Origin of the sequence: Ruminococcus sp. OM04-4AA (assembly GCF_003462585.1) — a bacterium.
Lineage (GTDB): Bacteria > Bacillota > Clostridia > Lachnospirales > Lachnospiraceae > Mediterraneibacter > Mediterraneibacter faecis.
The window spans coordinates 57,801-70,648 of record NZ_QTZH01000005.1 but is presented as its reverse complement, the minus strand read 5'-3'; the positions used below and the strand labels follow the sequence as shown (position 1 = coordinate 70,648).

The following is a 12,848-nucleotide window of genomic DNA, read 5'->3' as shown; positions in this document are numbered from 1 at the left end:
AATAATCTCCTTTTATCTGCAAAGGGTGATTGCAATCACTTCTGCCGGATTGAACAGTCTCACATTAAATGTATGCGTTCCAAGCCCTTTGCTGACGATGATCGTCTGTTCTCCCTCCACGGTCATCTCTCCTGAATATTTTGGAAAAAGAAATGCCTGCGGAGTGATCACGCCGCCAATTCCCGGCAAGCGTACACATCCTCCATGTAAATGTCCAGACAAAATCAGATCGGCACCCCATTCCTTATAAGCTTCCATATAGGATGGATTGTGGGCAAGCAGAATGTGGTAACTGTTGTCTGCGAAATTCTCTGTTGTCTCCTGCTGTTTTTCCTGATTTCCTGTAGTATGCTTTTCTCCCAGGCATCTGCGTACATCTTCAGCGGTGACATCCGCCTTGCGGAATTTTTTATTCACAATCAGTGGGAGTTCCAATCCGCTGATATGAATCGGTTGATTTCCCAACAGAATATCGCAACTTTCATTTTCCAGAAAACGAACCCCTTCTGCCTGTAACTTTTTACGATACTCTTCATAACACAAAGAATAGTTTTCCTGATTCTCTTTGATTCTCTGTTCATGATTTCCACTGGCATAATAAACCGGGCAGAGCTGCGGCAGACGACTGACAAAATCCAGTGCCTCTTGGTACCGCACATCATTTTTTGCCACCAGCATATCTCCGCCAATTAAAATCAGATCCGGCTGTTCTGCTTTTATAGCTTCGAACAATTTATTATTCTGCTTACCATAAACATGGTTGTGCATATCACTTAAAAAAATAATTCTGTTCACTGGGTCTTTTTCGGCTGTGCAAGTTATCTTTGGTGAATGTACTTCGTAATGTGTTACACAAAAAGAATGCTGCTCCCGATACATTTCTGCTAATATAACCGCGCACACAATCAGAAAAAGAACAGTGAAAAAACCTAAGATGCTCATATCGTATGTATCTCAGACATCTCAGCTTCTGCAATCGCCACACCGGAACTTGATCCAATACGGTCTGCACCTGCATAAAACATCTTCCGTGCGTCTTCCAGTGTATGAATACCACCGGATGCCTTTACCTTCATGTCAGAGCCAACCGTACGCTTCATAAGAGAAACTGCTTCTACAGTTGCTCCGCCGGTTGAGAAACCGGTAGAAGTTTTTACATAGTCTGCACCTGCATCACGGCTTACAAGACAAGCCTCCTGAATCTCTTCGTCTGTAAGCAGACATGTCTCAAGAATCACCTTTACAATCACGTCATCCCCGGCAGCAGCTACAACCGCACCGATATCTCTTCTTACATAATCCCAGTTTCCACTCTTCAATGCCCCAATATGGATAACCATATCCAGCTCTTTGGCGCCGTCTTTCACTGCTGCTGTTGCTTCTGCAATCTTCGCAGTTGTTGACATTGCTCCTAACGGAAAACCAATCACGGTACATACTTTAATTCCTGTATTTTTCAGAAGAGAGGCACAAAGCGCAACACAACTTGAATTCACACAAACAGAATGAAATCCGTACGTAACTGCTTCCTCACATAAGCCACGGATATCTTCCTCTGTTGCATCTGCTCTTAATAATGTATGATCAATACGTTCTGTAATCATTAATTTAATCTGCCTCCTGTATTTTTATATCCATTGCGGGTAGTAAAATTTCATAAAACAGACTAAAAATTATTCTGAGCTACCCGCATTCGTATCCTTTATTATAAAACATTTTCCATGTTCCCGACAAGTGTTATAATAATTTCTTCCAAATCTTTTTTAGATAATCTCCAAAATCCGCCTTTTCCACAGGTGTTGCGGCAATCAGATTTGTGGATCCAATTTCTTTCCCATTTATCCGATAACAAATCCGGCCAACTGTGTCCCCTTTTTTCACAGGTGCTTTTACTTCATCTGGAATTTCTGTTACTTCTTCTACTTTCGATAAATCGGATCCTTCCGTATCTACATAAGTAAATCCTTCCTCATATTGAATCTTTAGATGATCTTCTTTGCCACCTTTCACCAGAACCTCTGGCAGTTTCTGCTCTTTTGCATTATAAATCTGACATTTCCCAAATCCATAATTCAATAAGGTTACCGCATCCTTAAAACGGCTTTTTGAATCTTCAGCGCCCATAATTACTGCGATCAGATCCACACCATTCTTACTTGCCGTTGCCGATACACAGAACTTTGCCTTTCCGGTGGATCCGGTTTTCAGACCAGTCGCATATTCGTACTGCCGGATCAGTTTATTTGTATTCGTCAGGCCAAATTCTGAAGAACCACGGGCAGTTGTATGCGTGATATTTTCCATCCAGACTGTACAGTAGTCCTTTATCTGCGGATATTTGGTCATCAGTTCCCGCGACATGAGTGCAATGTCTCTGGCACTCATCTCATGGCCATCTGTATCTAATCCGTTACAGTTTACGAAGTTTGTATGTTTCATTCCAAGTCCTTTTGCCCGCGCATTCATTTGTTTTACAAATTCTTGTTCATTACCGCAGATACATTCACTCATAGTTACACATGCATCGTTTGCGCTTGCGACAGAAATGCATTTTAGCAGCGTACCTACTGTCTGCATCTCTCCAGGTTCCAGGAATACTTGAGATCCTCCCATAGAAGCTGCATACTCGGAAGTTGACACTTCATCATCAAGTGATATGGTTCCGTTTTCTAATGCATCAAAGATTAACAACATTGTCATGATCTTTGTAACACTTGCCGGTGGCCGCGCAGTATCTGCATCTTTTTCAAATAAAACCGTTCCCGTAGACATTTCCATAAGAATACCAGACGGCGCACTTATTTCTACTTCTTCTGCGTGGACTACAGTTGTTGGAAATGCAATCCTATACAGCAGAAAAACACCCAGTAGAATCACTGTAAAACCTTTCTTCATCTGCAATTCCCCCATGGACTATTCTTTTACCAGTATAGTAGCGATGGAGAGGAAATATGTCTGGAGAGAATTGACTTTTCAATTTTACAGGCGTATATTAGAAGTACTGTCCATTTTCTGTGATTTCAGAAAAATGGAATCTAATATTAGGAGGTCAAAATGAGCTCACGCACTTATTACGATATCTTAGGTGTATCCAGAGATGCGACTCTGGAAGAAATTACTTCAGCGAAAAATGCATTGGCTAAGGTCTACCATCCGGATGCCAATATGCATAAAGATATAGATACAACTGCTTTTATGCAGGAGATTCTGGAAGCCTACCGGGTTCTTTCCAATCCGGCGAAAAGAAAAGCTTATAATCTGGAAATTTTTGGAGTTACAGACCGTGTTTTTAAGACATTTAAACTTACGCCGGAAGATGAGAAAGAATCCGTTTCTTTCGTGACTTACTGGAATGCAGCAGTGCAGCTCCAGGATATCATTGATCAAAGTGTTCGTGTAATGGAGCGTGCTTCCAAGACAAAGACACTCTCTCAAAAATTAATGAAAAAACTTGGGAAAAATGATCCGGATGAGATGCACCGTGAACGCCAGCTCAGCCGTCTTTCCATGCAGGCAATGCGCCAGATCACCACATTGAAAATGGCAGGAATTCCAAGCGAATACTGGAATATAGATGCCATGAACTGGGTACTGGTCCGTTGGGGACAAAAACAGGATACGGATTTCCGAAGCATGTTTAAACGATATGATATCTACGTGGAGAAACACTATTCCGTTTCTGAGAAGAAAAAAATACATGCATATAAACGTCAGTTTCATCACAATTTGAAAAAGCTTCTTTCCTATGCATTGGAGGCATAAGAGACAGGGAGAAATATTTCCGGTATATTTATTTAGAAGAATGAGGTACATCATGAAAATAAGAGTAGCATTTGTATGTTGGGGAAATATTTGCAGATCAACTTTAAGCGAAAGCGTGTTTACCTATAAGGTAAAAGAAAAAGGATTGAGTGATCAGTTTGTAATAGACAGCTTTGCGACAAGCACAGAAGAAATCGGGAATCCACCGCATAGAGGTACAGTAAACAAACTAAAAGAAGTTGGAATTCCTTTAGTACCACATCGTGCAAAACAGATTACATTTTCCGATTATGATAATTTCGATTATATCATAGGTATGGATTCGATTAATATAAAATATCTTAACCGCATGCTTAAAGGTGATCCGGACGGTAAGGTTTCTAAACTTTTAGATTACACATCACGGAAAGACGCTGATATCGCAGATCCCTGGTATACTGGGAATTTTGATGCAACTTACAGAGACGTAAATGAAGGATGCGACGCTTTATTGGCTTATATTTTAGAGCAAAAATAATCGAGGGGGCAGATTTTGCTCCCTCTTATCTATTCCACTTTTATTTAATATCTAATCCAAATCTGTAAATCTCACTGATCCTGGCCTGTGCCTGTTCAGATTCGTTTTTCTTGATAAGCTCGTTACGGTCACTTAAAATAGCAAGCATTTCATCCACAACTTCTACATCCGGCAAATCAGAATAATGGGATAAATATCCGATCATCCTTGTTGCTGTATAATCGGTATTCAGATTTCTGGTGACAAGATCACATAAATTCTCCGGGTAACCTCGTTCCATCATCAGATTGTAGAGCTGCATGCTGATTTCTGTTCTTGGTTTCATGGGTGTTCTCCTTTTTTTGTTGTAACCATTCTATCATGTTACGTCCAAAAAATCATCTATATTTACATGTAATATCTGCATAAAATCCCGTGGGTTATTTTCTAACCGTCTATGCCTTCCAACCCTTGGTTTAACAGTTATTGAGCATCCCTTAATTGCTCTACAACGCTGCATTTTGCTGCATTGTCATACATCATGCAGGGGATCAGCAACCCCAGCAGAAGAAATACCGGAATTGTCAGCAGGACAGGCAGAACGGTGAACTGATACTCAAAGAACCAGAACATACTGCCCAGCATTTTCCCTGCAAGAGGTCCCACCGCCAGCGACAGAATAAAGGCCGCCGCTACGGAAGACATAGCGTAAAACAATCCTTCGTAGATCAGCATGGTTTTAAGCTGCCGGTTCGTCATTCCTACAGCCTGAAGCACAGCAAATTCACGGCGGCGGGAAAGAATACCGGTCATCATGGCGTTGAAGAAATTTAAGAGTCCCACCAGCCAATGATAGTACAGAGGATACTACCTATCAGAAGGAACATCTGTCGGAACTGAGCGAACTCAGAGCGAGCCGTAGCTTTGCTTTCATACATCAAGGGCGAAAACTCACCGGCAGTGAGCATCGATAGATATTGTTCTGCTTCGGCCTCGTCAGCTTCGTCCGCTGTGTCGAACAGGTAGAGCATCGGAATGGTCGCACCACCGCTGTCCCTCTGTGCGGTGTCCACAGACAAAACTGCATCATAGCCAGCACCACCATAACGATAACCCATGGAATACGGAAGTTCTACCAAAGCGCATACCGTGTACTCTACATCTCTGGCTCCATACAATTTTGCCTGAAGGTACTCCTCCGGTGTATCTTCGGTGCAGAGTTCTCCTGTGCGGCTGTCGATATATTTCACATCATCCGCATAGGTAGCGGTAATCGTGTCTCCCACCTTGGGGTAGTATTCAGGATTGGGCAGATTGCCGTAATCATCCAAAGAAACCGCAATGGCAATGGCGTTATTGTCCGGCTTCAGCATAGGAGAAATATCTCCGTCGAACACTTGCAGCTTGTCAAACAGGCTGTTATCCAGAGCCTCGATTCTGCTATCTCCCATCACCATATTGCCCCGGTGCTCCAGACGGCTCATATGGCTGTCCAACTGCTCGGCGCTTTCGTACCTTGCATAGTTCTGCCGCAGAGCATCCTCCGTCATCCACAGGTATGCGGTTTTTCGCACAGCATATCCCGTGCCGGAAAGACTGGCCTTTGTGTTTGCTGCGATCTCCTCGATCTGTTCTGGCGTGATGAATTCATCTGCCGGGTTGAAATGGAAATAGTCGGGAGTGCTGACGATAAAATCGGCGCAGGTCATGGAGGATACATACTTCTCCATGCTGAAGCCTCCCACAAAAGCACACAGCGCATTGAACAGTGTCACCGACAGTGCCAGAGACAACACCACCAGCACCGTCTTTTTCTTGTTTCGTCCCAGATTGGCAAAGGCCATCTGATGGAGCTTGGCTCCCCGGGTGCTGCGCTGTTTTTTCTTAGTCTGCATTGCATCCGTATATTTGATAGCCTCCACCGGAGAGACCTTGGCTGCCATTTTTCCAGGCTTGGAACAGGACAAGAGCACCGTCAACAGGGCAAACAGCATGGAACCAAGGAAGATCACAGGCGAAGTGCTGATGGTGGTGATGCCTGCATCCAACTTGGTGGAGCGCAAGACAACAGGCATCAGAACAGCACCGATGCCGTAGCCCAGTAGCAGCCCCGCCGGAATGCCGATCAGACAAAGCAGAAGTGCCTGCTGGCGAATGATGCGTTTGAGCTGCCGGGGCGTTGTGCCAATGGTTTTCAGAAGTCCGTAAAACCGGATATCCCCTGCAACAGAGATCTGAAAAATGTTATAGATGATAAGATACCCCGTGAAAATCACCAGCAGCAAAAAAGCTGCTATGGCAATTATCAGCTCTGGATCGAGCTGCGACTCCAGCTGGGATGAGGTATATCCCCAATTGACGCCGATTCGGACGCTGTTGGGATCAGTATAGCTGTCCCAGGTGTAGCCAAGATCGGTATCCACCTGCTCCATCTGCCCTTGAATATTTATGCCGGAGGCCAGCATGACATTCAAATCGGTGCGGAAAGGCTGTAACCCTGTTTTCACTGCCTGCGCTTCGATGTCATCTGCGTAATCACGGCTGATGTTGATGTAGTGAACAGGCATTAGTTCATCATAGTCCCAATAGCCTACTAGCGTAAAGGTATCTGTTACAGTAAAGGCGGTTTGATCTTTGTCCGTGATGGAATATGAAACCGCGACCTCGGCGCCCAGTTCCGGTGTCACACCAAGCAGCTGCAACGCTGTCGTATCCATAGCCACCTCTTTGCCGCTTTCGGGCATCCGCCCGGTAGTTGGGGTGGCATAGCTCCATTTGGTACAGTTGGCATCCATGTAGCTGATTTCTGCAGGCGTTTTGGAAAAGACACCATCCGCAGTGATACCGATTGCCTTCCGTGCCCCCACAGCCTTCACCTTTGGGTGGGTAGCGATGCGTTCCGCCTGCTCGGGGGAAACATCCTTAAAGGTGCCGTGTGCATAGCCGCCTACCTGCCGAAACTGGTAGGTTTCATAACTGGCGTTCAATGACAAGACAATGGTGAACATGGACGTAAATAGCAGCGTTGTCAGCGCAATGGAAAAAATTGCAATCAGATTGCGGCGCCGATTTGCATAAAGAGATTTTAAGCTGAGCTTTCGAATACATTTTCTGTTTTTGACATTCATCGTAGCCACCTCCCGTTAGTTCTCGGAGACGATCCGACCATCTTCGATACGGATAATGCGGTCTGCCATCTGCGCAATTTCTTCGTTGTGAGTGATCATTACGATTGTCTGGGCGAATTTTTGACTGGTGACTTTCAAAAGATTCAATACATCCTGGCTGGTTTTGGAATCCAGATTACCTGTCGGTTCATCTGCCAGAATGATAGCGGGTGCTGCCGCCAAAGCACGGGCGATTGCCACACGCTGCTGCTGACCGCCTGAGAGCTGATTTGGCAGCGCATCCAAGCGGTCGCTCAGTCCAAGCGTCTGCACGATCTGCTGCACAAAATTCTTGTTTACCTTTCCACCATCCAGTTCAATGGGTAAAATGATATTTTCATATACATTCAGCACCGGAACAAGATTGTAGCTCTGAAATACAAAGCCGATTTTTCTGCGGCGGAAGATGGTCAGCGCTTCCTCTTTCAGGGAGAAAATATCCTGTCCGTCCACCATGACCGTACCGCTTGTAGGGCGATCCAGCCCGCCCAGCATGTGCAGCAACGTGGATTTTCCGGAGCCGGATGTGCCGACAATTGCAACAAATTCGCCCTTCTTCACACTTAAATCAACTCCATCCAACGCATGAACTGCGTTATTGCCGGAGCCATAAATCTTTTTCAGGTCTTTTGCCTGTAAAACTTCCATAAATGAGTACCTCCATGAAAAAATCTGTATGTATGAAAGGAAATAATCCTTTTACACATACAGATTATCGCATAGGATTCTTTCCACATTCTTGCGAGGGCGCAAAAAAATCTAACAGTTTTGAAAGAATTGTTGTTATTTCGGCAGAAATATGGAAAACGCACTTCCTTTTCCCGGAACGGAAGCAACCTTGATATAACCGCCCTCGCCGGATATGATCTGTCGGGCAAGATATAAGCCAATGCCCACACCTTCTTGTTTCTGCACACTATTTGAGCGGTAAAAGCGAGCAAATATCTTCGCTTGCTCACTTTCCGAAATGCCTGTGCCAGTATCCGATATATCGATCCTTGCAAACATTTCGTAACTTACAGCAGAAATCCTGATTGTGCCATGCTCCGTATATTTAATGGCATTGTCTACGATATTAGCCAGCGCTTCCGCTGTCCATTTGAAGTCGAATACAGCAAAAGCATCGGTATCCTGCAGTTGCAAAGACAATCCTTTTTCAGAAGCCTTGGCGGTATATTGTTCTACTACGCTTTCAAGCAGTGGCTGTAGCGCTGCTTGCTGAGGGGCAAGTGAAATGATTCCGTTTTCCAGTCTGGAAAGTTTTACGAGAGAATCGATCAAAAATCGCAGCTTTTCCGATTGTTTGTACAGCGCCTCGACATTTGCCTTCGCCGATACAGGCAGCGCTTCCTCCATTAAAAGCTCGCTGTATAACAGCAGATTTGCTATCGGCGTTTTCGTCTGGTGGGAAATGTCCGCAATCAAGGATTTGATTTTGTCTTTTTCCTGCGCTACATTTCGAGAAGATGCTTCTGCTGCAGAAAGATAGTGTGCAAACTTTGTTTCCAAAGAAGACAGCTGACTTTCATCAAAAGTGGTTTCAGAAAAGGAGCCGGTCATGGCAGCATCCAGCATCCTTTCGATTTCTCCCATCGTTTTTCTGGCCTTTCTCCGCTCCCATAACACAACAGCTACCGCCGCCAGAAAACACAGCAGTATGATCACAATGCCGGTTCTATTCATCTTTTGTCACCCAGCTATAACCGATTCCATAGACGGTTTTAATGTATTTCTGTGCACCAAGCTTATCCCTCAGTCGCTTGATCGTAACAGACAAAGCATTTTCATCCACATATTCTGCGCCATCTGTCCAGATCCGGTCTACAAGGTCTCCACGTGCCATGGTTCGACCTCGATTTTCAACAAGCAGGCGCAGTAATTTTTGTTCTGTTTTACTCAATTCCACTTTTGAATCTCCCGCATAAAAGGTCATCGCCTCAAAGTCAAATTGAAAAAGATCAATACAAATCGGCGCATTTTTATGGCTTGACGCTTGCTTTCGCAGTTGGGTATTCACCCTTGCCCGCAAAACCGAAAGAGAAAAGGGCTTGGTAATGTAATCATCAGCGCCTCTCTCCAATCCGTCTACGATGTCCAGATCAGTATCATTGGCAGTCAGCAGAATAACAGGAATCCCAGGCATGTTTTCCTTGATCTCTCGGAGCAGCTCAAGCCCACTGCCATCCGGCAGATTAATATCCAACAGGATCAGGGATACACCGCCGCAAAGTAGCTGCTCCTTCGCCGTTTTTAGGTCTTGACAGGAAATGATCTGCCGAGCATCTGCTTTCAGCGCTTTGCATAACCCTTGATTCAAACCGATATCATCTTCAACAATCAGTAATTGCTCCATATATCTCACTCCCACTTTTTCTATATCTATCATTCGCTCCTCCTTATTATCAGAGCTATTTCAGCCATAATATTCTTTAAATATTCTTTTATCTGTCCCTGTTTTTCCTGAATACGCTCAAGAATTACTTTTTCCGCATTAGTAACAGCAACAAGACCAAACAACTCAGAAAGCGGCTGATGATTTATCTGTTTTTCCAGTTTTTCAGATACCTGTTCAACTTTATCATTTCTCAAAGCGCAAATTTTTCACTTTGAATCACGTTTAATATGCAATTCTAAAATAATCCAAATACGCCTTATACTTATCCTGTGCGGTCAGACAGGTATCTGTCAAATAACCTTTCTCATTGTTCCACTCTTTCAGTCCACGGTAGTAGAACATCTTCAGATTGTCCTCGATAATGAACGGCACGATATTATATTTCAGACATTCCTTAAACATAATCAATCTGCCTACACGGCCGTTTCCATCTCGGAACGGATGAGCCACGTTCATTTCAACATATTTTTCGACAATTTCATCAAAAGTTGACTGTGGCATTTTGTCTATACTCTGTAATGCTGTTTCCAAATACATTAGCGGAGCAAATCTAAAATTTCCTTTTGAAATATTAACCTTTCTTAATTTACCGGCAAAATCATAAATCTCATCAAAAAGATATTGATGGATCAATGCAAGACTTTTATAAGTCCCCGGTTCTAATGTCTCAAAAAAGCCACTTTCAAACATTTCAAGCGCTTTTTGCTTACTGATTTTTTCTTCCATTCTTGCTAATTCTGTAGAATCTGTAATACCTAATTTATTTTCAAGCATAATTTACCTCACATTCTTCATGCGATCACTTTTCCAGTCACAAATCTATCTTTATAAGTATACCGTAATATCGGCAATAAATCCATTTTATTATGTGATATCTTACTTTTGTTTTGCCGTATTTAAATGCTGCTTTATCTTCACAGCTGGTCTAAATATTCGTCTGATTATCAACTGCAAAAATCAAACATCTCCCTGCAAATCATTTTCCCGCATGTTGTTTTGAAAATACTTTCATAAGCTTTTAATGCAGCTTCTTTCGATAAACCATCCTCCATAATATTAACCAGGAAATCAGCCTCTACCAATATCTGGTAATCAATTTCATCAATATTATTATATGTATGGTGATGTGCAATCAAATACTGGACTCGCTCAGATACATCCTGATCAAAGCCTAATTCTTGGAGTAATTTTTCTGCAATTGCAGGACCTTCTTTTTCTTGTAATTTTCCATTGCAGTTTCCATATTTTTCTTCGCAGAAATGAATTCCAATATCATGTGTTAAAGCTGCTGCTTCAATGATAAACAAGCATTCCTTATCTACATTTTCTGTTTCTGCGATCAATTTTGCATAACTATGTACTTTACAAAAATGTTGAATCCTCTTTGCATCCCCTCTGTATAATTCAATCATTGCCAAATGTAATTTATTTATCATTTTAATGCTTCCTCCTCTTGCACTATAGAATAGCTTTTGAATTGATTCTATATTTTCTGTGACACATGTCACATTTTTATTCCTGAATCTGTGTCATTAGAAACAGTCAATTCAAAATGTTTTCTATTTGTTTTTAGATAGCCTTCTTTTTGTAACTTTGATATCTCTGTAGACATTGCCGCACGATCTATACAAAGATAATCTGCCAGCTGCTGCCGGTCAAAAGGAATGTCAAAAGATAACGACGAATGTCTGATAGATTCTGCTGACAGATACGACAATAGTTTATCTCTGGTTGTTCGTTTTCCTACATGGGAGATCTTATCGTTCAGGATCAGTATCTTATTTGCCAGGACACTGACCATGTTACGGATCAGCTTCTGATGATGTTCGCATGCAGTTGGACAGGAAACAAGAAGTCTCTGAACATTCAGGAAAATAATCTCACAATCCTCATCTGCTATCACACTGATATTTAAAACAGCTCCCGGGCTTGCTGCATATGGCTCACCAAAGAAATCACCGGTATGGCATTTTGACAGAATATTCCGATGTCCCCAGAGATCTTCCTGAATCACAAGAACACAGCCTGACAACACAAGTCCCATTACTTCAGTAGAATCTCCTGCTCTGAAAACATAAGAATTTCGTTCTTTGGAAATTATTGTTGCATTTACACAATGCAATATGGATAATATTTCGTTATCTGTAAGACCTTTGAAGAATGGACTGTTTCTTAGAATAGGCAAATATTTTTTCAAAATCGTTCCTCCTGTTGGAAATCAAACATACAAGTTGTATTTATTATACTATGATTCTAACAGAAACAAAAGTAAAATACTATAAACGGAGGGTAAAAATGATAAGAAAGATTATTCGAATTGATAAAGAGAAATGTAATGGATGTGGTGCTTGTGCAGATGCCTGTCATGAAGGTGCCATTGATATCATTAACGGAAAAGCAGAATTGGTGAGAGAACATTTCTGTGACGGACTTGGTGATTGTCTCCCGGAATGTCCTACTGGTGCCATTTCTTTTGAAGAGAGGGAGGCTCCTGCATATGACGAAGAAGCCGTAAAAGAAGCACAGAATAAGAAAATTGCTCAAAATCAGGCAATGTCTACGCACACCGGTTGTCCTGGTTCTAAAATCATGCAGATTCGGCGGACAGAAACACCTGAGTCTGTAAAACCATCTTCAACCGTAGATTCTGTATCAAAACTTCAGAACTGGCCAGTCCAGATTAAACTTGCACCAGTCAGTGCACCATATTTTGACTGTGCAAAGCTTTTAATCGCAGCCGATTGCACTGCTTACGCTTATGCAAGTTTTCATAAGGATTTTATTCAGAATAAGGTAACATTAATCGGTTGCCCTAAATTAGATCAGGTGGATTATAGTGAGAAATTAACTGCAATCATTCAAAATAACAACATCCAAAGCGTAACGATCGTAAGGATGGAAGTTCCTTGCTGTGGTGGTCTGGAGATGGCAGCAAAAAAAGCGCTTCAAAATAGTGGAAAATTCTTACCATGGCAGGTTATAACAATAGGTATTGATGGGAAAACTATAGAATAAAAAAGGAGAATGC

The 12,848-nt window shown here is 42.6% G+C and carries 16 protein-coding genes; 3 read left to right on the top strand and 13 right to left on the bottom strand.

Annotated features, from left to right (window positions below):
* Nucleotides 1-12: 12 nt before the first annotated feature.
* The 3 genes from DXB52_RS03100 to DXB52_RS03090 form a co-directional block, all read right to left on the bottom strand.
* Complete coding sequence (locus tag DXB52_RS03100; protein ID WP_472519926.1) at nucleotides 13-795, bottom strand: metallophosphoesterase; 783 nt, start codon at nucleotides 793-795, stop codon at nucleotides 13-15.
* Nucleotides 796-938: 143 nt separating this feature from the next.
* Complete coding sequence (deoC, locus tag DXB52_RS03095; RefSeq protein ID WP_117541188.1) at nucleotides 939-1,604, bottom strand: deoxyribose-phosphate aldolase; 666 nt, start codon at nucleotides 1,602-1,604, stop codon at nucleotides 939-941.
* Between the two features lie 133 nt (nucleotides 1,605-1,737).
* Nucleotides 1,738-2,895: a D-alanyl-D-alanine carboxypeptidase family protein gene (locus tag DXB52_RS03090; RefSeq protein WP_252256001.1), complete on the bottom strand. Its 1,158-nt coding sequence runs from the start codon at nucleotides 2,893-2,895 to the stop codon at nucleotides 1,738-1,740.
* A 159-nt stretch (nucleotides 2,896-3,054) separates the two neighbouring features.
* Between DXB52_RS03090 and DXB52_RS03085 the strand changes: the two genes are divergently transcribed.
* Nucleotides 3,055-3,762 (top strand): J domain-containing protein, encoded by a 708-nt coding sequence (locus DXB52_RS03085; protein WP_117890588.1) that lies wholly within the window; start codon nucleotides 3,055-3,057, stop codon nucleotides 3,760-3,762.
* A 52-nt stretch (nucleotides 3,763-3,814) separates the two neighbouring features.
* Complete coding sequence (locus DXB52_RS03080; RefSeq protein WP_181982986.1) at nucleotides 3,815-4,279, top strand: low molecular weight protein-tyrosine-phosphatase; 465 nt, start codon at nucleotides 3,815-3,817, stop codon at nucleotides 4,277-4,279.
* A 40-nt stretch (nucleotides 4,280-4,319) separates the two neighbouring features.
* On the opposite strand, the gene DXB52_RS03075 is transcribed toward DXB52_RS03080, so the two are convergent.
* The 10 genes from DXB52_RS03075 to DXB52_RS03035 all read right to left on the bottom strand — a co-directional run bounded on the left by DXB52_RS03075 (nucleotide 4,320) and on the right by DXB52_RS03035 (nucleotide 12,017).
* Nucleotides 4,320-4,604 carry a hypothetical protein gene (locus DXB52_RS03075; RefSeq protein ID WP_181989150.1) on the bottom strand — a complete coding sequence of 95 codons (285 nt, stop codon included), beginning with the start codon at nucleotides 4,602-4,604 and terminating at the stop codon, nucleotides 4,320-4,322.
* A 137-nt stretch (nucleotides 4,605-4,741) separates the two neighbouring features.
* Nucleotides 4,742-5,074 carry an FtsX-like permease family protein gene (locus DXB52_RS16550; RefSeq protein ID WP_472519925.1) on the bottom strand — a complete coding sequence of 111 codons (333 nt, stop codon included), beginning with the start codon at nucleotides 5,072-5,074 and terminating at the stop codon, nucleotides 4,742-4,744.
* Between the two features lie 14 nt (nucleotides 5,075-5,088).
* Nucleotides 5,089-7,386 carry an ABC transporter permease gene (locus DXB52_RS03070; protein WP_472519924.1) on the bottom strand — a complete coding sequence of 766 codons (2,298 nt, stop codon included), beginning with the start codon at nucleotides 7,384-7,386 and terminating at the stop codon, nucleotides 5,089-5,091.
* A gap of 15 nt (nucleotides 7,387-7,401) precedes the next feature.
* Nucleotides 7,402-8,073 (bottom strand): ABC transporter ATP-binding protein, encoded by a 672-nt coding sequence (locus DXB52_RS03065; RefSeq protein ID WP_118106505.1) that lies wholly within the window; start codon nucleotides 8,071-8,073, stop codon nucleotides 7,402-7,404.
* A 135-nt stretch (nucleotides 8,074-8,208) separates the two neighbouring features.
* A complete protein-coding gene (locus DXB52_RS03060) occupies nucleotides 8,209-9,108 on the bottom strand; it encodes a sensor histidine kinase (RefSeq protein WP_118106503.1) in 900 nt (299 codons plus the stop codon).
* Entirely contained in the window at nucleotides 9,101-9,778 is a 678-nt protein-coding gene (locus DXB52_RS03055) for a response regulator transcription factor (RefSeq protein WP_118106520.1), read from the bottom strand. Before DXB52_RS03055 ends, DXB52_RS03060 begins: the two co-directional genes overlap by 8 nt.
* 29 nt (nucleotides 9,779-9,807) lie before the next feature.
* Nucleotides 9,808-10,014, bottom strand: coding sequence for a hypothetical protein (locus DXB52_RS03050; protein ID WP_055145366.1), 207 nt, complete (start codon nucleotides 10,012-10,014; stop codon nucleotides 9,808-9,810).
* Nucleotides 10,015-10,042: 28 nt separating this feature from the next.
* The gene (locus DXB52_RS03045) at nucleotides 10,043-10,510 is read right to left on the bottom strand and encodes a Fic family protein (protein WP_472519932.1); all 468 of its coding nucleotides are present in this window, start codon (nucleotides 10,508-10,510) and stop codon (nucleotides 10,043-10,045) included.
* Nucleotides 10,511-10,764: 254 nt separating this feature from the next.
* Nucleotides 10,765-11,256 carry an HD domain-containing protein gene (locus DXB52_RS03040; protein WP_117890929.1) on the bottom strand — a complete coding sequence of 164 codons (492 nt, stop codon included), beginning with the start codon at nucleotides 11,254-11,256 and terminating at the stop codon, nucleotides 10,765-10,767.
* A gap of 68 nt (nucleotides 11,257-11,324) precedes the next feature.
* The gene (locus tag DXB52_RS03035; RefSeq protein ID WP_117826914.1) at nucleotides 11,325-12,017 is read right to left on the bottom strand and encodes a Crp/Fnr family transcriptional regulator; all 693 of its coding nucleotides are present in this window, start codon (nucleotides 12,015-12,017) and stop codon (nucleotides 11,325-11,327) included.
* Nucleotides 12,018-12,115: 98 nt separating this feature from the next.
* Here DXB52_RS03035 and DXB52_RS03030 point away from each other — a divergent pair, with 98 nt between their 5' ends.
* The gene (locus tag DXB52_RS03030) at nucleotides 12,116-12,835 is read left to right on the top strand and encodes an ATP-binding protein (protein ID WP_118106499.1); all 720 of its coding nucleotides are present in this window, start codon (nucleotides 12,116-12,118) and stop codon (nucleotides 12,833-12,835) included.
* Nucleotides 12,836-12,848 lie beyond the last annotated feature (13 nt).

Excerpts from the sequence above, each read along its gene's own strand:
- DXB52_RS03075 (WP_181989150.1), bottom strand. The coding sequence starts at position 4,604 with ATGAAACCAAGAACAGAAATCAGCATGCAGCTCTACAATCTGATGATG.
- DXB52_RS03085 (WP_117890588.1), top strand. The coding sequence starts at position 3,055 with ATGAGCTCACGCACTTATTACGATATCTTAGGTGTATCCAGAGATGCG.
- DXB52_RS03045 (WP_472519932.1), bottom strand. The coding sequence starts at position 10,510 with ATGTTTGAAAGTGGCTTTTTTGAGACATTAGAACCGGGGACTTATAAA.
- deoC (WP_117541188.1), bottom strand. The coding sequence starts at position 1,604 with ATGATTACAGAACGTATTGATCATACATTATTAAGAGCAGATGCAACA.
- DXB52_RS03040 (WP_117890929.1), bottom strand. The coding sequence starts at position 11,256 with ATGATAAATAAATTACATTTGGCAATGATTGAATTATACAGAGGGGAT.
- DXB52_RS16550 (WP_472519925.1), bottom strand. The coding sequence starts at position 5,074 with ATGATGACCGGTATTCTTTCCCGCCGCCGTGAATTTGCTGTGCTTCAG.
- DXB52_RS03065 (WP_118106505.1), bottom strand. The coding sequence starts at position 8,073 with ATGGAAGTTTTACAGGCAAAAGACCTGAAAAAGATTTATGGCTCCGGC.
- DXB52_RS03070 (WP_472519924.1), bottom strand. The coding sequence starts at position 7,386 with ATGAATGTCAAAAACAGAAAATGTATTCGAAAGCTCAGCTTAAAATCT.
- DXB52_RS03080 (WP_181982986.1), top strand. The coding sequence starts at position 3,815 with ATGAAAATAAGAGTAGCATTTGTATGTTGGGGAAATATTTGCAGATCA.
- DXB52_RS03055 (WP_118106520.1), bottom strand. The coding sequence starts at position 9,778 with ATGGAGCAATTACTGATTGTTGAAGATGATATCGGTTTGAATCAAGGG.
- DXB52_RS03090 (WP_252256001.1), bottom strand. The coding sequence starts at position 2,895 with ATGAAGAAAGGTTTTACAGTGATTCTACTGGGTGTTTTTCTGCTGTAT.
- DXB52_RS03060 (WP_118106503.1), bottom strand. The coding sequence starts at position 9,108 with ATGAATAGAACCGGCATTGTGATCATACTGCTGTGTTTTCTGGCGGCG.
- DXB52_RS03030 (WP_118106499.1), top strand. The coding sequence starts at position 12,116 with ATGATAAGAAAGATTATTCGAATTGATAAAGAGAAATGTAATGGATGT.